This window comes from Nostoc sp., assembly GCF_036918245.1.
Lineage (GTDB): Bacteria > Cyanobacteriota > Cyanobacteriia > Cyanobacteriales > Nostocaceae > Nostoc.
In genome coordinates this window covers 36,668-56,675 of sequence record NZ_JBALEF010000097.1, presented here as the reverse complement: position 1 = coordinate 56,675, position 20,008 = coordinate 36,668, and the positions used below count along the sequence as shown (strand labels likewise).

Genomic DNA, 20,008 nt, shown 5'->3' with positions numbered 1-20,008 from the left:
AGATTTATCAAGAGTATCTCTATAAATTGTGTCAGGCTGAAACTCACCTAAAATGATGTTAACAATATGAAGTTAGAAATTAAATTTAGCAAAATTATTCTCTTTCTCTTGGTAAATACTTGTAGATAAAAAAGATATCTAAGGCATTTTTAGAGTAAAATAACCACTCGGCGCTACTAATTTATATATCAATATTTTCTGCACCGATGTTCATAGATCCCAGTTATTATATGCGTGGATTCAGCGCCCTGTGTTTTGTCAGTCTTCAAGTAGGAGTTTTCTTAACAACACCTATCCAACTTGTTGTTGCCCAGCCTTTTCCATCTCAAGGACAATCACCAGGGCAATTCCCCTCACCTATACCAGGTAATGAAGTTGTACCTCCAGGTGCAAATGAAGAAATTTCCCCGCAACTCAGCCGCTACCTCTTGGGGCCAGGAGATGCAATTGGTGTTGTGCTTCAGCGTCCTCCTGGTCCATACCGTTTAGGCATAGGAGATGGAATTAGCGTTTCGGTTCAGCGCTTTCCAGATTTGAGCTTTCAAGCTTTAATCAATCCAGAAGGTAATATTGCGGTGCCGTTATTGGGAACAGTTTCTTTACAAGGTTTAACTTTGGAAGAAGCTCAAGAAAAAATTCGCTTGGGTTTAAATCGTTATGTAGTTGATCCAGTAATAGTTTTAGCCTTAGCAACGCAGCGTCAAGACCTCAGTTTTCAAGCTGTAATTAGTCCAGAAGGCAACATCATCGTGCCGCAAGTGGGAACGGTGTCATTAAAAGGTTTAACCTTGGAAGAAGCTCAAGAAAAAATTCGCCTGGGCTTGAGTCGCTTTTTCCCAGATCCAATCGTGGTAGTATCCTTGGCAGGAACGCGACCGGTTCAAGTTACTATTAGTGGGGAAATATTTCGACCAGGAATTTATCCGATTAATTCACCAACACCCCGCGTTGCCGATGCTTTGCTAATATCTGGTGGTTCAACGTTGAATGCAGACCTGCGACAGGTGCAAGTACGCCGGAAGTTAATCGATGGTTCTGTGATTTCACAAACTATTGACTTATATGCAGCACTGCAAAATGGCGGTTCAATCCCGAATTTACGCTTGCAAGACGGAGATGCGATACTCGTGCCCCGTCGTGAAGTTGGTAATGAGGATGGTTATGACCGCAATTTAGTAGCACGTTCATCCTTGGCCACACCACAGATTAGAGTCCGAGTTTTAAACTACGCTGCGGGTGGTCTTTCCATTCAAGCACTGCCTAACGGCAGTACATTTGTAGATGCTTTGGGAGGTGTAAATCTAGACACTGCTAATCTGAGAGATATCGCTCTGGTTCGCTTTGATTCGGAACGAGGCAAAGCTGTTACCCAAAAACTTGATGCTAAAAAAGCTCTAGGCGGTGATGCGTCGCAAAATGTAGCACTTCAGGATAATGATGTTATTGTTGTTGGTCGGAACCTCATTGGTAGAATTACTAATTTCCTGACCACGATTACCCAACCTTTCTTCAATGTTCAATCCTTTCTCCGGTTTTTTGACAACGTCGGTGGTAGATAAATTAGTAACATTAAAAGAAGGATGCAAGCTGAAAATAGTTTGGACTGTAGGAAGCCACATCTCTAACTTATCTTTGAATTCATTAATGGAAAAATCTTAAAGATATAAACTGATATATACAGTAGGAAGTTGATAGCATCCTTTTATCAAAGCCACTATCTTTAGTTTGGTGCTTCCTAAATTTTGAATTTTGAATTTTAAATTTTGAATTGGAGCGAAGCGACCATGACCCCACCAATTGTTAAACGCTATCTGATTGCTTTTGATAAATATAAGTGGATTGGACTAGCTAGTTTTGCTTTAGTTGTCGCCGGGTCAACTGTGGTAGCTATGCAACCAGAGCCACCTACTAACTATATAGCATCTGGGGCACTTACTTATAGTGGCCCGCCAGTTTCTTTCTCTGCAACTGGTAATGAAATCCAACAGCAAGGAAAGGAACTAAATGAGGAAGTTTTACTATCAAACCAGATAATTGCAGGTGTGGCAGAGAAAGTTGGTGTCAAACCGAAACAACTCGGTACAAGTCTTGCCCTTTCTCTACCTAAAAAAAATGTTAAGAGTGGAGAATTAGAATCTTCTACCTTTGAATTGAAATATGTAGATAGTGACGCCAAACGAGCTATACAGGTCTTGACAGAATTGATGCAAGCAATGATCAAGTTGAGTAGTGACATCAATACTGGGCGATTACAAGCAATTATTCAAAAGATTAACGATCGCACACCACAAGCTAAACGGGAATTGCAAATTGCTGAAAAGAAGCTGGAACAGTACGATCGCGTAGAGCGAACAGCAATATTAGCAGCAGAGAATGGCAGCTTGTTAAGCGCCATTACTGCCAGCCAAAATCTACAACGGCAAATTCAATTAACTATTTCTGGGGTTGATGGTCAAGTTCGCAGTTTACAAAATAAGTTAGGCTTAACAGTCGGACAGGCTTATGTTTCTTCTGCTTTGAGTGCCGATCCAATTATTGGTAACTTACGAGCGCAAATTTATCAAAGTGAATCGCAAATCGCTGTACTCAGAAAAGATTTACGGCCGGAACACCCAACGATGGTGCAGTTAATGCGTCAGAAACAAGCTGCTGAGGAATTACTACAACAACGTGCTGCTGAGGTTTTAGGTGGTGGTGGGACGGCGTCTCCGCTTCAGGGTAGCGTTGCAGGTATTCGTACTCAAAGCAGCTTAGATCCAACACGCCAGCAATTGGCAAACCAAATGGTGTCTTTACAAACCCAATGGGAGACACTGCAACAACAACTAGCTCAAGAAATCCAACAAGAAGCGCGACTACGGCGAGAGTATTCTCTGATACCCAATAAGCAATTAGAGCGATCGCGTTTAGAACAGGAGGTTGGACTCAAAAAAGGCATCTATGACCAAATGCAGGCGAAACTGACCGATGCGAAAACCGCAGAGGCAGAAACTACTAGCAGCCTCAGCATTGCCAGACGCCCCGCAGTCATTGTCGATCCCAAACCTCCGAAGAGTGTGCCTATTACCCTTGCTGTGGGCGGTTTCTTAGGTGTATTGGTTGGTGGCGGAGTGATATTTTTGTTGGGAGCATTGGAAGGGACTTTCAAAACCAGGGAGGATATTCGCGAGAGCCTCAAGCAACGAGAAGTGGCACTGTTGGGAGAATTGCCTTTAATGCCAGTTGATGATTTGGAGCCAGATGCTGTACCGGTAGTATTTTCCCAAGATTCTCCTTATTTAGAATTTTATGAGAAATTCCGTAGTAATATGCGCCGGATTGGTGGTAAAAACTTAAAGGTAGTATTGATTACTAGCACCAGTAGCCTAGAGGGTAAAACGGCAAGTGCTTATAATTTGGGTATTGCTTCAGCCCGTGCTGGTAAAAGAACCTTGATTATCGAAACAGATTTGCGATCGCCTTCCCGTTGTGCATCCTTGAAAGTAATTCCTGATCCTGAGGCCACTATTGAACCCCTGCGTTATTACGCTAATTTGAGTGAATGTATTCGTTTAGTTCCTGATGTAGCAAATTTATACATTCTTCCCAGTCCTGGCCCAGTGCGGCAATCCGCTGCTATTCTTGAATCCAGCGAAATGCGGCGGCTGATAGAAGATGTCCGCGAACGATTTGATTTAGTCATTTTAGATACTAGCCCTCTCAGCATATCCAATGACCCTTTATTAATTCAACCCTACAGCGATGGGATCATATTAGTGGCGCGACCAAACTATACGCAAGAGAATATGCTAGCTGAAGCTATCGATCAATTGGTTGAATCTGAACTGGGGTTATTGGGAGCAATTATTAATGGTGCTGATATTATCGTTTCTGTACCTGAAGAAGTTGCAAAATCATCAACATTTTCATCTGAAGAAGTTTCAGCGAGTGCTAACAAAAACTAATAGTTTTCAAATGTGGAAATTCTAACCCAGAGGATATGCAGAGAATTGAAAGGTAGCTATTTTTTTTGCTACGAGTTTCAGGAAATGCTGTATTTAGTCGCGCCGAAACAAGCCAAATAGGGGAGCAAGAATTACCCCAAACACAAAACCACCGATGTGCGCCCAGTAGGCAACTCCACCAGTTTGCACGGTCATATTAGCGGCTGTTTGTAGAGTAGCAAGACCGGATATCACATTTTGCACAACGAAAAGTCCAATTATTACTAGTGCTGGAACTCTGATTGTAGTGATGAAAATCCCCAAAAATATTAAAGTCATGACTTGAGCATGGGGAAAGCGGATAATGTACGCACCCAAAACCCCAGAAATTGCACCACTTGCCCCCAATGAAGGAATGTCAGAATTCATCCCAATAAACCATTGGCACAAGGCAGCTAAAGCACCACACGCCAAATAAAAAATCAGATATTTCGCATGACCCAATCGATCTTCAATATTGTTGCCAAAAACCCAGAGAAACACCATATTCGATATTAAGTGCCACCAACCGCCATGTAAGAATTGTGACGTAAATAACGTTATCCACTCTGCACTCAAATTGGTGGTTAACTGTTGAGGCACTACCGCATACTCACCTAAAAACTGACTCAATTGTGGATGTGATAGGCTCACCTCGTGAATAAAAACTAAAATATTCATGCCAATTAACCCGTAGGTGAAATACGGGGTGATTCGCGTCGGATTTTCATCGTAGAGGGGAAACACAGGTGTTTTTCCTAAATTATTGACTAACTGCAATATAGCTTGTAAGGCTAGCAGTTGCGAAGGTTAGGCAATTTCACCTATTAAATCAATTAGCATAATTGAGGGTAACACGATATTATAAAAAATTACTTGTACCAAGATTCTTCCTGGGATTTATCGCTAAATAAACCCAACAGTGGGCCAAGAATTGCCCCAAAGATAAACCCGCCTGCATGGGCCCAGTAGGCAATACCACCATTTTCCATACCGATGTTGGTACGTGCTTCGAGGCCGGCAAGTCCGTAGAAAGCTTGTTCGAGAAACCAGAATCCTAAAAAGAAATATGCGGGGACACGGAAAGTTGGGAAGAAAAATCCTAAAGGTACGACGCCGAGAACTTCAGCGTTGGGAAAGCGGAGAATGTATGCACCCATGACACCTGCGATCGCACCACTCGCACCCAAAGAAGGAATGCTAGAATCTTGAGCGAAGAACCACTGTGTCAAGGATGCCAAAATACCGCAAGATAAATAAAACAGTAAATATTTAGCATGACCTAACTTATCTTCAACGTTGTTACCAAAAATCCAGAGAAACAACATATTCCCGGCTAAGTGCAAGAAACCACCGTGCAAAAATTGTGAAGTAATCAAAGTTGCCCATTCTGGCACTGGTTGATGTACAGAGATGCCTCCAAAGCTTAAAGTCAGTTCTCGTGGAACTACAGCCGCAAGGTGTAAAAATCCATTTAATGCTTGTGGAGGAAGACTTGCTTCATAAAGAAAAGCGAGGACATTGACAGCAATCAGCCCATAAGTTACATAAGGCGTGATTGTTGTTGGATTATTATCTCTAATGGGAACCACGAGCGTTTTTTCCTGATTTTAAGACAGCAATTTTACAATACTGAATTTTGTAAGTAGTTTCTTCTACCTCGTGGATGGATCTCAGCTTAATATTTGAGATTTATTGTAGGAACGCTGCTGCTGTAAAAATTGCAACCGAGAAACGCGACTTCAACCATCTTCGCAATAACCAACTCCAAATTTCACAGGGCATTGCTGCTGGCTTTAAAGATATTGAAGGCAGCCTAGACCAACTTCATCAGCAGATCGTTGAAATTAAGGCATGGTTGATCCCAATCAAGGCACTGTTCACAGTGACTAGTCACTGGGGATTCAGATTAAGGTCATAAGTTAATAACCATAAATAGACTATTTTAGTTACTTTTTTGAAATTAAATGGTGACAAATAAACTTATCGCCGATCATTTTTGCCGAGTTTAAATACCTATCCCACAACCATTTTTATTACTACTCAACTGGGATGTATCTGAATATGAGCATCAGAAAAACATAAATAAAGATTAATATCTTAATAGCTATATATAAATGAATAGTTAAATAATCTTAGGATAAATAAAAATAGCTGGGATTTGCATCGGCAGTTGTACTTGTTGGATAGAGTGATGCAGATACTTTCTAAACCTAGAATAACAATTTTTTAGCTGGTCGTGGCAGGCATCGTGAGTCGGTGACTGCTGAGAAACCTTGCGCTTGAACATGAAGGAAGCAACAATGAGTAGCAATCTAGCCATCAAACTCCGCTCTGGAACTCAACAAGCCCACACATCAGCGGAAAATGTGGCATTCATGAAATGTTTTTTGCAAGGAGTTGTGGATAGAGGCTGCTTCGCCAAGTTCTTAAGCAACTTGTATTACGTCTACAGCGAACTAGAAGCGGCATTAGAGAGCCATGTAGAGCATCCTGTGATTAGTGCAGTTTACTTTCCTGAACTTAATCGCCAATCCTCACTCGAAAAAGACATGGTGTTCTATTATGGGGATAATTGGAGAGAGCAAGTTATGGTCTCACCTGCTGCCCAAAGCTATATTAACCGCATTCAGGAAATTTCTGCTAGTGAACCAGCCTTACTGCTAGGTCATGCCTACACTCGCTACATGGGCGATCTTTCTGGGGGTCAAATGCTACAAAAAGTTGCTCAGTCAGCCCTGAAGCTTTCTGGCTATGAAGGCACATCCTTTTACAACTTTGAGCAAATTCCTGACAAAAAGGCATTTAAGGATAAGTATCGTCAGGCATTAAATGCATTACCAGTTGATGATATAACAGCAGAACGGATTGTTGCAGAAGCTAATAATGCCTTTGGGTTCAATTTAAACATGGCTCAAGAGTTAGAGGGAAGCTTAATTAAAGCACTTGGTCAAGTTCTCTTTAATAGCCTCACTCGTTCTCAGAATTCAGGTAGCACTGAAATAGCTGCGGCTAATTAATTTTGTCATTTGTCATTTGTCATTGGTTATTTCCCACTCATCGCCCTACTCCCTAGAGACGTGATTAATCATCGCGTCTCTAGCTACTCCCTTCATTCATTGGAAAGCAACTTAATGGTTTTTCTATTACCTGATGTCAAGTTTGATCTGGATTTGATTCAAAAGTACGACACTCGCGCACCTAGATATACCAGTTACCCGCCCGCTACAGAGTTAAGCGAAACATTCACTGAAACTGATTTTAAGGCCGCGATCGCAGCATCGAATCAACGCAAAACCCCTCTTTCTTTATATTTCCATATCCCTTTTTGCCAAAGTGCTTGCTACTTCTGCGGCTGTAATACAGTAATTTCCAACAACAAGAATATTGCTAAACCTTACGTGGAGTCTTTGGTTCAAGACATTAAAAACACCGCAGCTTTAATCGACCCAGATAGAAAAGTGCTGCAAATCCACTGGGGAGGTGGTACTCCTAATTACTTGGAGCCTCACCAAGTAGAATTTTTATGGAAAAACATCAATCGCTATTTCAACATCGATCCCCAAGCAGAAATCTCAATTGAGATTAATCCCCGCTATATCGATAAAAACTACATTTTCTTTCTGAAACAGATTGGATTTAACCGTATTAGTTTTGGCATTCAGGATTTTAATCGCCAAGTTCAAGTAGCTGTCAATCGTGTCCAGCCAGAAGAAATGCTTTTTGATGTCATGAATTGGATCAAAGAAGCTAAGTTTGAAAGTGTGAATGTAGACTTAATTTATGGTTTACCTTATCAAACACGTGAGACATTTCAAGAGACGCTGAAAAAGACGATTGAATTAGATCCTGACCGAATTGTCGTCTTTAACTTTGCTTATGTCCCGTGGCTAAAACCGACGCAAAAAAATATTCCTCAAGAGGCGCTACCTCCAGCAGAGGAAAAGTTAGAGATTCTGAAAATGACCATTGAAGAATTGACGAATAACCAATATCTATTTATTGGGATGGATCATTTTGCTAAAACTAATGACGAATTAGCGATCGCTCAACGTAATGGCACTCTCAAACGCAATTTTCAGGGCTACACTACCCACGCTGAGACAGAATTATTTGGTTTTGGTGCAACATCCATCAGTATGTTAGAAGATGCTTATGCCCAAAACCACAAGGAGTTAAAGGATTATTATCAGACATTTGCAGCAGGTACTTTACCTATTAGTAAAGGTATCAAACTCACTCAGAATGATATCATCAGACGGGATGTGATTATGGGTATTATGTCTCATTTTCAGCTTTACAAGCAAGATGTTGAAAACAAATATCATATCAGTTTTGATGAATATTTCTTTGAGGAACTAGAGGCATTAAAACCACTAGAAGCCGATGGTCTAGTCAGTTTATCAAAAAATCAGATCCAGATTACCGACATCGGTAGATTACTAGTAAGAAACATTGCTGTTATCTTTGATACTTATACAAGAACGCGAGAGACAAAATTCTCCCGCGCTATTTGATATCGCTTCTGTAAATCTTTACTACATCTTATCCCCTCAATCTACCTTAGAAATAAAAGTTGAGGGGATATTATTAAGCCCATAGCAATCCGATTTTATTTTTGAACTTATTTGTGTGGTGCATGAAGGGCAGCGCAAGCGTGATAGGCAGTCAAAAGGCAATTTAAATAAACTTGTTAAATAAAAAATGTGCAAAAAGCTTGGTTAATTATTGATATAGATAAGTAATGATGAATTATAACGAAATTATTCAAAAATTTTAAAATAAAAATTTTTAATGTATCCCCAAAAAGTTAGAGATAAACTTTATGTCTTAAGATAGAGATAAAAGAGAATAAATGAATTAATCAATTAATATTTAGTTTTGCAGAAAATAATTATATGTGTAATAATATGTTTTTAACAACTTTTAACTTAAATATGCAAAATAATTGCGTTTAATATTACAATGTAAAAATGGCAATTCTCATCTAATTTGGATGTAAATCATTTTGTATAACTTTTGGATTTAGCATTTACCCCATCTGGTAGAAAGAAATTGGAATTAGAATTGATAGCTTAGATATAAGTAAGATTGTTGAGGCGGTTATGAGTATTATTGCTTGAATAGTTTTAGGACTTTTGGCAGGTGCGATTGCTAAAGCTATTTATCCTGGCTATCAAGGTGATGGAATTCTCTCCACAATGATTTTGGGTATCATTGGTACTTTCGTCGGTGGAAGTCTGTTTACCTTGCTACGAACAGGAACTCTGCAAATTACTTCGGCTGGCGCTGGTTTAACTCTACCCTGGTATTATAGTAGCTGTGCTTGGTGCAATTGTTGCTATTTATCTATGGGGATTAATTAGAAGAAGCAGGAATGCCTAATCGCTAATTGACAGTTATCAACACTGACTTAACCACTTTATTTTATCGGTCTTTTAGTTCACCAATTTGAGAAGCTATTAAAGGTTAGACTAGCTCTTTTGGGAAAAACTAAGAGACAGTAAAATAGCCGATCCTTTGTGTAACATCATAACTTTGGGAAGTGTAAATCTATGTTTTTTCACAAGAAAGAGCTTATTCATGCAGTTAACATTAGTGAACCAAACCCTCGTTTTGCTCAGTTACTTTTAGAGCAGTTTGGCGGAGCTACTGGAGAACTTAGTGCAGCACTTCAATATTGGGTACAATCATTCCATGTCGAAAATGCTGGCATTAAAGACATGCTCCAAGACATTGCGATCGAGGAATTCGGCCATTTAGAAATGGTTGGGAAGCTTATCGAAGGTCATACCAAAAATGTTGATCAAACAGAGGCTTATAAAAGTACTCTCTTTGCAATTCGAGGGGTTGGGCCTCATTTTCTAGATAGTCAAGGTAATGCTTGGACTGCAAATTACTTGAATGAAGGTGGAGATGTAGTGCGTGATTTAAGAGCTAACCTTGCAGCCGAAGCTGGCGCTCGTCAGACTTACGAAGAATTGATTAAGTTGGCAACCGATAAAGGAACCCAAGAGACTTTAGTCCATCTGTTAACACGAGAAATTTCTCATACCCAGATGTTTATGAAAGCTCTAGATTCGCTAGGTAAGTTGACAGATCCATTCTTTGGTAATGTTAAGCCAGATGAAACTGTTGCTCTCTACTACAACCTATCTACAGACGGAGATGGTAAAGATGAGCGTGGGCCTTGGAATTCTGAGCCTACGTTCAAATACGTTGCTAATCCGCTAGAAAGCCACTCTTAATTGCATAGGTTGCAGTTAGAATACAGGTTGATTTTGAGCAAAGAGATTTTTGGTAGATTCTGAACAACTCCCAATAAACTGGTGGGCAAATAGCCTACCTCTTTAGAAAATGTTGGGCTGTTTAGCTCCAATTAGTAAGCAAAAAAATCCCGACTTTTCTAAGAGGTCGGGATTTTTCTTTACAGCAGTTTTCATATAAACCGCACCTGTCGTAGGGGCGCAAGGCCTTGCCCCCCTACCGCCTGGTCTATTTACCTGAAAATAGCTGTAAGTATTTGGGTATTACACTTAATTGAAGATAGCTATAGCTATTAAATATTCAGCGACACTGAGACAGTTAGAGCGATCGCTGCTTCAATTTCTACCTCGACATTTCTGACTTCAAAAATTAATTCAATTCAAAATCAAAACTCAGAATCAGGAGATTGACTTGTGATTGTCAACGCTACGCCAACTGGTTGGGAAGTTATTTATCATCGTGCCCATGCTTTATTAGCAGCTGAACTAGCGGGACAATGGCAACGTAAAAATGCGCCAGTAAGATTATATGAAACGGTAGCTGCAATTTCCCATCATGATGACTTAGAAAAAGAGTGGGAAGAAGATATTCTGACTGAAGCGGGTGCGCCAAAGGACTTCACCCTTGAGTCAAATCCCGATGTAGATGCTGGTGCCGATAAATTGGCTAATTTGGCAAAGAATGCCCTTTACCGTGGACGATGGGTGGCTCTATTAATTTCTATGCACATCAGCCGTTTAAATGAGCCAAGCCGGGGTAAGTCTTCAAAATTAGACAAACTTTTAGACGAGCAACTTCAAAACCAGCAACGTTGGCGTAAAGAACTGGGCATCAAAAAGGAGGAAGTTGATGCAGCCTATGCATTTATGCAATGGTGCGATCGCCTTTCGCTTATTCTCTGTCAGCAAGAATTACCTGACGATGAGCGGTTTTTAGAAATTAGCAAGGGCCCTGAAGGTAAGCGCTATGACATCATGCAGCGCAGTGATAACTTGGTTGTTGTCAAACCCTGGCCCTTCCAGGACGATAAATTCACGGTCAACGTCGAAGCCTGCGACCTCTCCCAAGTGAAATTTGAGAGCAGCACTGAATTATCTCAAGTACTACAAGAAGCCCCGATCAAGGTACTAGAGTGGACATTTGTTAAGAGTTAGATGCATACAGCTTACAGCTATTTAGCTGAAAATTGCTGTAAGAAAACTAGGTTATGCGATCGCACTCTTCTATCAAATTCCTACTTATTTTTGTAATGGCGATCTCAGTAACGACTATTTTAGGGGGTCATGCTGTAGATATAACCCAAGCTGCTGAGACACAAGAAGTAGCGATCGTATTTAGTGCCAAGGGCGTGAGAGCAGTTTTAATTATTTTAACTTTTATCTAAAGATGTACTGTTAAGACAGATTATTATTACTTATGATAGTTCCTTTAAATCATTGTGATCAGTGAAAGTAAATATACTTAATCACTGAGGTTCAAAGCATGGACTCAACAGGTAAGGTTCAAACTGTGGACTCGTCCTGGTCTCTTCCACTGCTGTTGAAAGAGTATGCAATGAGCCGAGTAACTGTCTACTTTTATAGCGATAGATGGGTTCCAATTAAATATTGTTCTTTGGAAAAGGCAATTTTGCTTCACCATAAGGCAAATTTAGAAGGCAAAGAAATTTTGTTATTTCCTGCTAATGTAGACCCTAATGAATTCTCAAACTCTTTTAACTGAAATGCATTGAGGTAGACTATTTTTCAAACATCTTGGCAACAAATTAATCAGCCATAGAGGCGTACATATATATGTACGTCTCTACTTGTAAATGGGATTAAATATTCGTGCTAACTTGAAAGCAAAAGGTGTGGCAATCGCCAGATAAGATAATCAAACCAAACCAGAACGCAATGCAACGACTGCTGCTTGCACGCGATCGTCCACTGCTAATTTATTCATAATCCCGCGGACGTGAGTTTTGATGGTGTTAGGACTGAGATAGAGTTTTTGGGCAATCTCTGGGTTACTCAAGCCGTCTACCATCAGCTTTAACACTTCTAACTCGCGCCCAGATAAGTTGGCAGTGTTGGTGGTGGGTGAAGGCGGTTTGAGATTATCAATTACTCGCCGTGCAATTTGGGGATCGAGATAGGCTGCACCATCAACTGCGGCTGCGATCGCACTTAACAATCTTTCCACACTTGCACCTTTTATACAATACGCATCTGCACCGCTAGATAGTGCCGCAATAATTTCTGTCTCCGTTTGATGAGATGTCAACATCACCACATGAGTTGCTGGCAGCGCCGCCTTAATTTGCTGTGTTGCGGCAATGCCATCCAATCGCGGCAATCCAATATCCATAACCACCAAATCAGGTTTCAGTTGCAGTGCTGCTTGAACTCCTAAATAACCATCTTCAGCTTGTCCAACAATCTCCAACTGAGGATGAGCCATTAACGATTGCTCTAATCCCAGTTGCATCATCGGATCGTCTTCGACAATTAACACACGCAATGGCGGAGCATTGACGGGTAAATTTAAGGGATAGTGAGTATCTAAAGACATTTTTATTAATTAAGAGTCATTTGTCCTTTGCTTTTTTTGCTTGCCAATGACCAATGACCAATTGACCAATGACCAACTTATTTTATTCTTCCACGCGATACCCTAACTCTGCTAAACTAATCCGCGACTGTCGCCATTTTGGCTGAACTTTCACAAACAATTCAAGGTAAACTTTACCAGCGATTAACTTTTGGATTTGTTCGCGGGCTTCACTACCAATTGCTTTGAGCATTGCTCCACCTTTGCCGATGAGTATGCCTTTTTGGGAATCACGCTCGACGTTGATGGTAGCAAGTACACGGGTAATGCTGGGAGTTTCTTCTACTAGGTCAATAGCGATCGCAACTGAATGGGGTACTTCTTCACGAGTCAATAATAAAATTTGTTCTCGGATTAATTCACCCATAATAAAGCGTTCTGGCTGGTCAGTTACCAAGTCTGGAGGATAATATAATGGCCCAATTTCTAAATGTTCAATTAATAATTCTTGAAGTTGCGGTAATCCTGTACTAGTCTTGGCAGAAAATTTCACGATTTCCCATTCATGAGACTGGGCCATCTGAGCGTAACTATCATCTAGAAACTGAGAATCAGCCGGTTGTTGGTCGGTTTTGTTCACACCCAGAATTACTGGTGTTTTGCTGCGACTAAGCAATTCGGCAATGTAGCGATCGCCTGCTCCACAAGCCACAGATCCATCTACCACAAATAACACTACATCTACCGATTCAATCGCAATTTTGGCATTTTGCACCAATACTTCGCCCAATTGATGATGGGGCTTATGAATTCCTGGCGTATCTACAAATATTAACTGCGCTTCTGGTGTAGTTAATACACCGCGTAAACGGTTGCGTGTAGTCTGTGCTACTGGTGATGTAATGGCAATTTTTTGTCCTACTAATTGATTCATTAAAGTAGATTTACCGACATTTGGACGACCAACAATGCCGATAAAACCTGATTTAAATTCAGGAGGAGCCTGGGGGATTGTTACTTCTCCTGACAAAGAGAAAGTGTAATTTTCAATACTAGTCACCTTTGGCTCCACCCTCATATTTTATAGCTGGGATAACTTGGTTTTTTCTTAGACACAAAACGAGCATAAAATTACCCTGGCATTTTTAGGGATTGCTTTTGCCGAGGTTTAATCTACTACTGGCTCTACACTTATATTTTACAGCTGAGATAACCTTAGTTGTAGAATTCAGGAGTCAGAATTCAGTAGTTAGAATATTAAAAAAATTAAACTCCAAGTTTACCTCATTTCATCGGTAATCATCCCAAACCTAGATAAATTCTGACTTCTGGCTCAGAAATTGCTGAATTCTTAGACTTAGTTTTGTTTTTAGATACAAAACAAACATAAAATTACTTTGGCATTGACAGGGAGAACTTTTGCTTAGGTTTAATCTGCTGCTAACTTGGGCTTAAGTTTCATCGACTACTTAATATATACATTTGGATCAAAATGTCAATAAAAGATGTGGGAGAACCCAAACGCATAGGAATTCTTACGAGTGGAGGTGATTGTTCTGGCTTAAATGCTGTGATTAGGGCTGTAGTAAATTGTGCTGTAAATACTTACGGCTGGGAGGTTTTAGGAATTCGTCAAGCGACTCTAGGATTAATGGCGCGTCCGCCACAATTCACCAAGCTGGAAGTTGATCGAGTTGACTCGTTGTTAACTGCGGGTGGCACAATGTTGGGGACAACCAATAAAGGCGACCCTTTTGCCTTTCCAATGGCGGATGGAAGTTTATGCGATCGCTCCGAAGAAATCATTGCAGGTTATCATCAACTAGGTTTAGACGCTTTGATTGGTGTTGGTGGCGATGGTAGCTTGGCAATTTTACGTCGCCTCGCTCAACAAGGCGGTATTAATCTAGTAGGTATTCCCAAAACTATTGATAACGATATTGGCGTTACCGAACACGCTATCGGTTTTGATACAGCAGTAAATATTGCCACGGAAGCACTAGATCGGTTACATTTTACTGCTGCAAGTCATAGCCGAGTCATGATTTTGGAAGTAATGGGGCGTGATGCCGGACACATAGCAATAGCTGCGGGAATTGCAGGGGGAGCAAATGTAATTTTAATTCCCGAAATCCCTTACACAATTGAGCATATTTGCCACAAAATCAAAGAACGCCAAGATAAAGGCAAAAATTATTGTTTGATAATTGTTTCCGAAGCAGTTCGTACCCAAGGCGGCGAAAATGTGACGATTACAAATCGCTTAGGTCAATCTCGATACGGAGGAATTGGCGAATATTTAGCCGATGAAATTATTCAGCATATTGATGTAGAAACGCGAGTCACCGTTTTAGGACACATTCAACGGGGTGGAACTGCTTCACCACTGGATAGATTAGTTGCAACCGCCTTTGGCGTAGCGGCGGTTAATCTAATTGCCGAAGGTAAATACGATCGCATGGTGACATGGCAAAATCGCCAAGTATTAAGTGTACCAATTACAGAAGCGATCGCTCAATACAGCGCCGTCGATCCCAGTGGTACTTTAGTTAAAACTGCTCGTGGTATGAGTATTTATTTGGGAGACTAAAGTGAGTGAAGAGTGCTGAGTGAGGAATGAGGAGTGAGAAGTTAAAAAACTCTAAACTCCTAATGACAAATGACAAATGACTAACTAATGCCGTGTGCAACTTTATCTTAAACCTAACCCCCAACCCCTTCCCTTGTAGGGAAGGGGAGCAAGAATCAAAGCCTCTCTCCGTTTCGGGGAGAGGTTTGGAGAGGGGTTCCAAAAATAAGTCGCACATCGCATTAACTAATAATTCCCAATACAAATTCGCCTTCATTGACAGCTTGATTAGTTGCGACATCATAAACTAATCCATCTTGTTGAGCGCAGACATCAATTACACTCGGTAACTTACCTACTTTATTAAAACTGAGAATTTGATACAATTTTTCTCCAGCTTTTACAAAACTACCTAATTCGATTCTGGATTGAATCATACCACCTGCGATCGCATAATATTTCTTCCGATTGCTACTAGATGCAAAACTCATTTTATGGGTTTTTGTGTCCTCTGATAAATTAGGAATTTGCAGTACACCTTTTCGGGCTAAATAACTTTTCACACCCCGTACACCTTTAGCAACTGAATCAGGGTTCATTTGCATTCCTGTTCCCAACTCCAGTGTCCAAGCTTCCACATCAAACTTGATTTCTCTACCAAACTCTTTAAAACAAGCTTCCAGTGCTAACCAAGGTTTGATAAAAGCTTCATCAAAAGCATCACCATCATATTTATTAAGCAAGATTCCAAAATCAAGTAGGAAGTATTTTGCACTGTCTTCTCGATGTTGGAAGTAATAAAGGTAGTCTAACGCTTGATTTGTAGAACTATGTAAATCAATTAAGTAGTCTGCATCTAAACTCAGATTTTGTAGCTTATAGCCAAAAAGCTCAGTGTATGGCACTGCACTAGGAGAATTAATTTTTTCTAAAATCTTCGCAAATTGTTGCTTAATTATAGTTAAATAATTTTGTCGAACGACCTTTATATCAATATGAAGTTGAGATTTAGTAAAAGCTACTAAATCATCAGCTTCTTTCTCGTAATCCCAAAATATGCGATTCCAGTCTTTTGCTTCGTAAATGCAATATCGTCCAGGAGAAAAATGATGAGCGCGTTCATTCGTCCCCATTGGATTACAAACGGGAACCAGCCAAATTTCTCCAGCTAAATCTGTATCATTTATTGTTAATAAAAACTCAATTAGCCGGTGAATAACGGCATTGCCAGCGATTTCTGCACCGTGGAGATTAGATTGAATGTAAACCTTTTTACCAGGTTGAGCGCCGATGAATTTGTATAGTTGTAAGTAGAGGCGATCGCCCGAAGCCATTTGACGTAATACAATGCTTTCAATAACTGGCAGCATGAAATAACTCGGTGATGATTTGAGTAAATTATCGCTGTATGTGTACTGAATTAAAAGCCTAACCCAATAGAATTTGCTGATTTCATTTGCGTAATCAGCTAACCTCTGCGTGAATGACTAGGATAAGGTAGCATCACATTAACTAGTGTTGGCGGTAGCTATGGCGCAGAATTGGTTGCGGATTACGCATCAAGACGACAAAATCCAACTTTCTTGGCAACGCGGATATGAAAGTCCTCGTTTTGCGTCAGAAGTCGCCTTCCAGCAACCCTTCGATAAAGAAAACGCGGCTGAGTTGCGCTGGTATTTAGAAGATTATCTGAAGTTCCCTTACGGGATTTTTCCAGATAACGCTGTAAAAATCGAACAAAAATTACAGCATTGGGGACAACAGCTATTTGAGCTAGTATTTCGCAGTACAGAGAAAGGAAGAGAGTTTTTTCAGGAAGCGACACGGGAAGGGCTAGATAACTGTGAACTAGGCATCATTTCCGATAACGCCAACGTGCTGAATTTGCCTTGGGAGTTGCTATATTCACCCGACTATCAATTTCTTGCACCTTCACTGGCGGGGATGTATCGCAGTCTCAGCAGTCAGGGCGTAAAAGCACCATTGCCAGCGATGCCCAATGACCAACTGAATATTTTACTAGTTATTGCCCGCCCTTACGATGAGCAAGACGTTGGGTTTAAAACCATTGCTCGTCCTTTGCTGGCGGCGCTGCAACCGATACGACAGCGAGTCAATCTTAAGGTATTGCGTCCCCCTAGCTTGAAAGCATTTGAAGCAGAACTGCAAGCGAATAAGGGTTTTTATCATATCGTCCATTTTGATGGACATGGGAATTTTGACAGCGAAACACAGGGAGTTTTAGTCTTTGAGGATGAACAGGGAAATGAGCAAGCTGTCAGTGCTAGGGAAATTGCCCAATATTTAACAGATTGTCGCGTGCCTATTTTTGTGCTGAATGCTTGCAAGTCTGGACAAGTAGGGGAAGAAGCTTTTTCTTCTGTGGCGGGACAGTTGGTGAAATTGGGGGCAAAGGCTGTGGTAGCGATGGCGTATTCAGTTTACGCCAAAGGTGCAGAACACTTTATTGGGCGGTTGTATGGGGAATTAGTCAGGGGAGAATGTATCGCCGCATTTAAAGATGCAGACACCTGTGCAGTTAATTGAGGCGTTGCGGCGGGGGTTGGATGCTTTTCAGGGTGCAGAGGAGGAGGGTAGAGATAAGTCGTTAACGGTGTCGTTGGATTATTCTTTTGCGAAGTTGTCGGAACGTACACGCCAACATTTACCATTTTTGGCGTTGTTTTCTGAGAGGGTTTATGCTTATTGGCTTAGTATTTTCTTAGCAAATCCAGATAGTGACTATGGACAGATATACAGAGATATTTTTGGCGAAAATGTGCAAGCTAGGGATTGGCAATTGATTCTTGACGAGGCAACAGAAACAGGCATATTAGAACATCTAGGTTCAACAGTTTATATAATTCACCCTGCATTACCTTGGTATCTGCGCCAACGCCTAAATGACCAAAGCACTCAAGCAGCCATTCTGGAACTTGAAAAAAATTTACTGGTTTTTTATACTGCATTGGCAGAACACTATGATGAACAGCTAATTAGCAATGCTGACAGTACTAGCGTGATGTTGCGAATAGAAGAACCGAATTTTTTAAAAAACCTACGCTTTGCTGAACAACAGAAGGATTGGCGTAATGTTCAGTTAATTTTGACGGTCTTGGGAGAGATATATAAGCGATGGGGCCGTAAACAAGAATTTAACTCACTGCGGCAGAGAGCATTTAAGCAGATCGGCATAAACTTGAAACAGGTAAAGGAAAAAGGTAACGCAGCCTTTGATCTGTGGATGTATTTGCGTAACAACGAAGCTAATGAAGCTTTGGCTATTAATGACTTGGAAAGAGCAAGAGCAATATATCAAGAAATTTTAGATGAATTGACAGCATTAAAAAATTCTTCCGTAAATGACGGTATCGCAACTTTAAATAATAATTTAGCAGGTGTAGCTGTCGGGCTAGGAGATTTGGCTGCAGCGACTGTTGCTTACGAAAGAGCATTGAATATTAGGGAAGAATCTGGAGATTTTTACAAAGCGGCTGGTATTTATTTAAATTTGAGTAGGATTACCCAATTGCAAAAGCAATTCCAGAAAGCAATAGATTATTCACAACAAGCTTTAAGAATATACGAAGATGCTAAAGATTTATACAAAACAGCAGATGCATACTATCAAATGGGTGAAATAGCACGAGAGCAGCGATCATACCGTGAAGCTATTATTTTTTCTGAAAAAGCCCTAAATATTTATGAAAATTCTGGAGATTTACATCAGGCTGCGGCTGTATATCATCAACTGGGAAGCATTATATATTTACAAGGACAGTTTGCGGAAGCAAGCAATTATTACAAGAAAGCCTTGAAGATTTACGAAGATGCAAAAGATTGGTATAACGCAGCCGATGAATATCTGCAACTAGGTCAGGTAGCTCAAATCAGACAGAAGTATGATGATGCTTTTGCCTATTACAAAAAAGCATTAATAGTTTTTGAAAATGCAAAAAACTCGGATAAAGCTGCTACTGTCTATCATCAATTAGCTATTCTAGCACAACGCCAACATCTGTTTAAGGAAGCAATTGATTATTCTCAAAAATCTCTGAAAATTAGAGAAGAGAGACAGGAATGGTACAAAGCTTCGGATGACTATTATTTGTTGGGAATGCTAGCACAGGTGCAAGAAAACTTTGAGGTTGCGTTTAACTATTATAAAAAAGCATTTGAAATTTTTCAACAATTTGAAGATTGGTATAAAATTCCATTAGCATTGATGAGCTTGGGCAATATTGCAGAAGACCAATCAGGTTCGACTGAAGCAGTGAAACTTTATGTGCAAGCCTTAATTAGAGATTTGCAGCATTACAAAGAGTGGGTTGACTTGCTGATTAACTACTTAGCCCGTATGCTCCAGCAGTTAGGAGAAAACCAGTTTCAAGACATTTGGCGCGAGGCGACGGGTGAAGAGTGCGCTGGAGAGGTGCGCGAGGCAATTTGGACAGCGCGAGATAGGCTAGAAACAGAGTCGTAGGGTGCAGTGCAAGATTTATTGCCAATGTCAAATCATTCATAAGTTTTATTTAAGCATTGCTAGCGATCGCATAAGCTTTTGTCAAAAAGTTGTAATGTTAAGGCTTAATGTCGTAACCTTAAGCCTTAATCTTATAATGCTGGTGATTAATGCTGTAACCTTAAGGCTTAATGTCGTAACCTTAAGGCTTAATGT

15 protein-coding genes and 1 pseudogene are annotated in these 20,008 nt (G+C 40.5%); 11 read left to right on the top strand and 5 right to left on the bottom strand.

Annotated elements, in window-relative coordinates; all coding sequences use genetic code 11:
* The first annotated feature begins 206 nt into the window (after positions 1-206).
* Together V7L12_RS28215 and V7L12_RS28210 are read left to right on the top strand one after the other, a co-directional pair.
* On the top strand, positions 207-1,559 hold the full coding sequence (locus V7L12_RS28215) for a polysaccharide biosynthesis/export family protein (RefSeq protein ID WP_334816526.1): 1,353 nt from the start codon (positions 207-209) through the stop codon (positions 1,557-1,559).
* Positions 1,560-1,784: 225 nt separating this feature from the next.
* Complete coding sequence (locus V7L12_RS28210; protein WP_335089419.1) at positions 1,785-3,944, top strand: GumC family protein; 2,160 nt, start codon at positions 1,785-1,787, stop codon at positions 3,942-3,944.
* A gap of 93 nt (positions 3,945-4,037) precedes the next feature.
* Here the strand turns inward: V7L12_RS28210 and V7L12_RS28205 are convergent, their stop codons facing one another.
* Together V7L12_RS28205 and V7L12_RS28200 are read right to left on the bottom strand one after the other, a co-directional pair.
* A complete protein-coding gene (locus tag V7L12_RS28205; RefSeq protein ID WP_335089417.1) occupies positions 4,038-4,709 on the bottom strand; it encodes a rhomboid family intramembrane serine protease in 672 nt (223 codons plus the stop codon).
* Between the two features lie 125 nt (positions 4,710-4,834).
* Complete coding sequence (locus tag V7L12_RS28200; RefSeq protein WP_335089415.1) at positions 4,835-5,554, bottom strand: rhomboid family intramembrane serine protease; 720 nt, start codon at positions 5,552-5,554, stop codon at positions 4,835-4,837.
* A 711-nt stretch (positions 5,555-6,265) separates the two neighbouring features.
* Between V7L12_RS28200 and V7L12_RS28195 the strand changes: the two genes are divergently transcribed.
* The 6 genes and pseudogenes from V7L12_RS28195 (at position 6,266) to V7L12_RS28170 (ending at position 11,613) form a co-directional block, all read left to right on the top strand.
* On the top strand, positions 6,266-6,982 hold the full coding sequence (locus tag V7L12_RS28195) for a biliverdin-producing heme oxygenase (protein ID WP_335089413.1): 717 nt from the start codon (positions 6,266-6,268) through the stop codon (positions 6,980-6,982).
* A gap of 114 nt (positions 6,983-7,096) precedes the next feature.
* Positions 7,097-8,479: an oxygen-independent coproporphyrinogen III oxidase gene (gene hemN / locus V7L12_RS28190; protein ID WP_335089411.1), complete on the top strand. Its 1,383-nt coding sequence runs from the start codon at positions 7,097-7,099 to the stop codon at positions 8,477-8,479.
* A 606-nt stretch (positions 8,480-9,085) separates the two neighbouring features.
* A pseudogene (locus V7L12_RS28185) lies at positions 9,086-9,347 on the top strand (GlsB/YeaQ/YmgE family stress response membrane protein).
* A 170-nt stretch (positions 9,348-9,517) separates the two neighbouring features.
* Positions 9,518-10,210, top strand: coding sequence for a manganese catalase family protein (locus V7L12_RS28180; RefSeq protein ID WP_335089409.1), 693 nt, complete (start codon positions 9,518-9,520; stop codon positions 10,208-10,210).
* A gap of 432 nt (positions 10,211-10,642) precedes the next feature.
* Positions 10,643-11,383: a DUF3891 family protein gene (locus V7L12_RS28175; RefSeq protein ID WP_335089407.1), complete on the top strand. Its 741-nt coding sequence runs from the start codon at positions 10,643-10,645 to the stop codon at positions 11,381-11,383.
* 53 nt (positions 11,384-11,436) lie between these two features.
* Entirely contained in the window at positions 11,437-11,613 is a 177-nt protein-coding gene (locus V7L12_RS28170; RefSeq protein ID WP_335089405.1) for a hypothetical protein, read from the top strand.
* Positions 11,614-12,104: 491 nt separating this feature from the next.
* Here the strand turns inward: V7L12_RS28170 and V7L12_RS28165 are convergent, their stop codons facing one another.
* The gene (locus V7L12_RS28165) at positions 12,105-12,782 is read right to left on the bottom strand and encodes a response regulator transcription factor (RefSeq protein WP_335089403.1); all 678 of its coding nucleotides are present in this window, start codon (positions 12,780-12,782) and stop codon (positions 12,105-12,107) included.
* A gap of 82 nt (positions 12,783-12,864) precedes the next feature.
* Positions 12,865-13,839 carry a GTPase Era gene (gene era, locus V7L12_RS28160; RefSeq protein WP_335089401.1) on the bottom strand — a complete coding sequence of 325 codons (975 nt, stop codon included), beginning with the start codon at positions 13,837-13,839 and terminating at the stop codon, positions 12,865-12,867.
* Between the two features lie 429 nt (positions 13,840-14,268).
* On the opposite strand from era, the gene V7L12_RS28155 reads away from it, so the two are divergent.
* Positions 14,269-15,351 (top strand): ATP-dependent 6-phosphofructokinase, encoded by a 1,083-nt coding sequence (locus tag V7L12_RS28155; RefSeq protein WP_334819172.1) that lies wholly within the window; start codon positions 14,269-14,271, stop codon positions 15,349-15,351.
* Positions 15,352-15,572: 221 nt separating this feature from the next.
* On the opposite strand, the gene V7L12_RS28150 is transcribed toward V7L12_RS28155, so the two are convergent.
* Positions 15,573-16,700 (bottom strand): succinylglutamate desuccinylase/aspartoacylase domain-containing protein, encoded by a 1,128-nt coding sequence (locus tag V7L12_RS28150; protein ID WP_335089399.1) that lies wholly within the window; start codon positions 16,698-16,700, stop codon positions 15,573-15,575.
* Between the two features lie 160 nt (positions 16,701-16,860).
* Between V7L12_RS28150 and V7L12_RS28145 the strand changes: the two genes are divergently transcribed.
* Together V7L12_RS28145 and V7L12_RS28140 are read left to right on the top strand one after the other, a co-directional pair.
* Positions 16,861-17,877, top strand: coding sequence for a CHAT domain-containing protein (locus tag V7L12_RS28145; RefSeq protein WP_335089397.1), 1,017 nt, complete (start codon positions 16,861-16,863; stop codon positions 17,875-17,877).
* Positions 17,852-19,813 carry a tetratricopeptide repeat protein gene (locus V7L12_RS28140; RefSeq protein ID WP_335089395.1) on the top strand — a complete coding sequence of 654 codons (1,962 nt, stop codon included), beginning with the start codon at positions 17,852-17,854 and terminating at the stop codon, positions 19,811-19,813. Before V7L12_RS28145 ends, V7L12_RS28140 begins: the two co-directional genes overlap by 26 nt.
* Positions 19,814-20,008 lie beyond the last annotated feature (195 nt).

What these genes read in the sequence shown, in the direction of transcription:
- V7L12_RS28215 (WP_334816526.1), top strand. Translation starts at nt 207, where the DNA reads ATGTTCATAGATCCCAGTTATTATATGCGTGGATTCAGCGCCCTGTGT.
- V7L12_RS28210 (WP_335089419.1), top strand. Translation starts at nt 1,785, where the DNA reads ATGACCCCACCAATTGTTAAACGCTATCTGATTGCTTTTGATAAATAT.
- V7L12_RS28195 (WP_335089413.1), top strand. Translation starts at nt 6,266, where the DNA reads ATGAGTAGCAATCTAGCCATCAAACTCCGCTCTGGAACTCAACAAGCC.
- hemN (WP_335089411.1), top strand. Translation starts at nt 7,097, where the DNA reads ATGGTTTTTCTATTACCTGATGTCAAGTTTGATCTGGATTTGATTCAA.
- V7L12_RS28180 (WP_335089409.1), top strand. Translation starts at nt 9,518, where the DNA reads ATGTTTTTTCACAAGAAAGAGCTTATTCATGCAGTTAACATTAGTGAA.
- V7L12_RS28170 (WP_335089405.1), top strand. Translation starts at nt 11,437, where the DNA reads ATGCGATCGCACTCTTCTATCAAATTCCTACTTATTTTTGTAATGGCG.
- V7L12_RS28165 (WP_335089403.1), bottom strand. Translation starts at nt 12,782, where the DNA reads ATGTCTTTAGATACTCACTATCCCTTAAATTTACCCGTCAATGCTCCG.
- era (WP_335089401.1), bottom strand. Translation starts at nt 13,839, where the DNA reads ATGAGGGTGGAGCCAAAGGTGACTAGTATTGAAAATTACACTTTCTCT.
- V7L12_RS28150 (WP_335089399.1), bottom strand. Translation starts at nt 16,700, where the DNA reads ATGCTGCCAGTTATTGAAAGCATTGTATTACGTCAAATGGCTTCGGGC.
- V7L12_RS28145 (WP_335089397.1), top strand. Translation starts at nt 16,861, where the DNA reads ATGGCGCAGAATTGGTTGCGGATTACGCATCAAGACGACAAAATCCAA.
- V7L12_RS28140 (WP_335089395.1), top strand. Translation starts at nt 17,852, where the DNA reads ATGCAGACACCTGTGCAGTTAATTGAGGCGTTGCGGCGGGGGTTGGAT.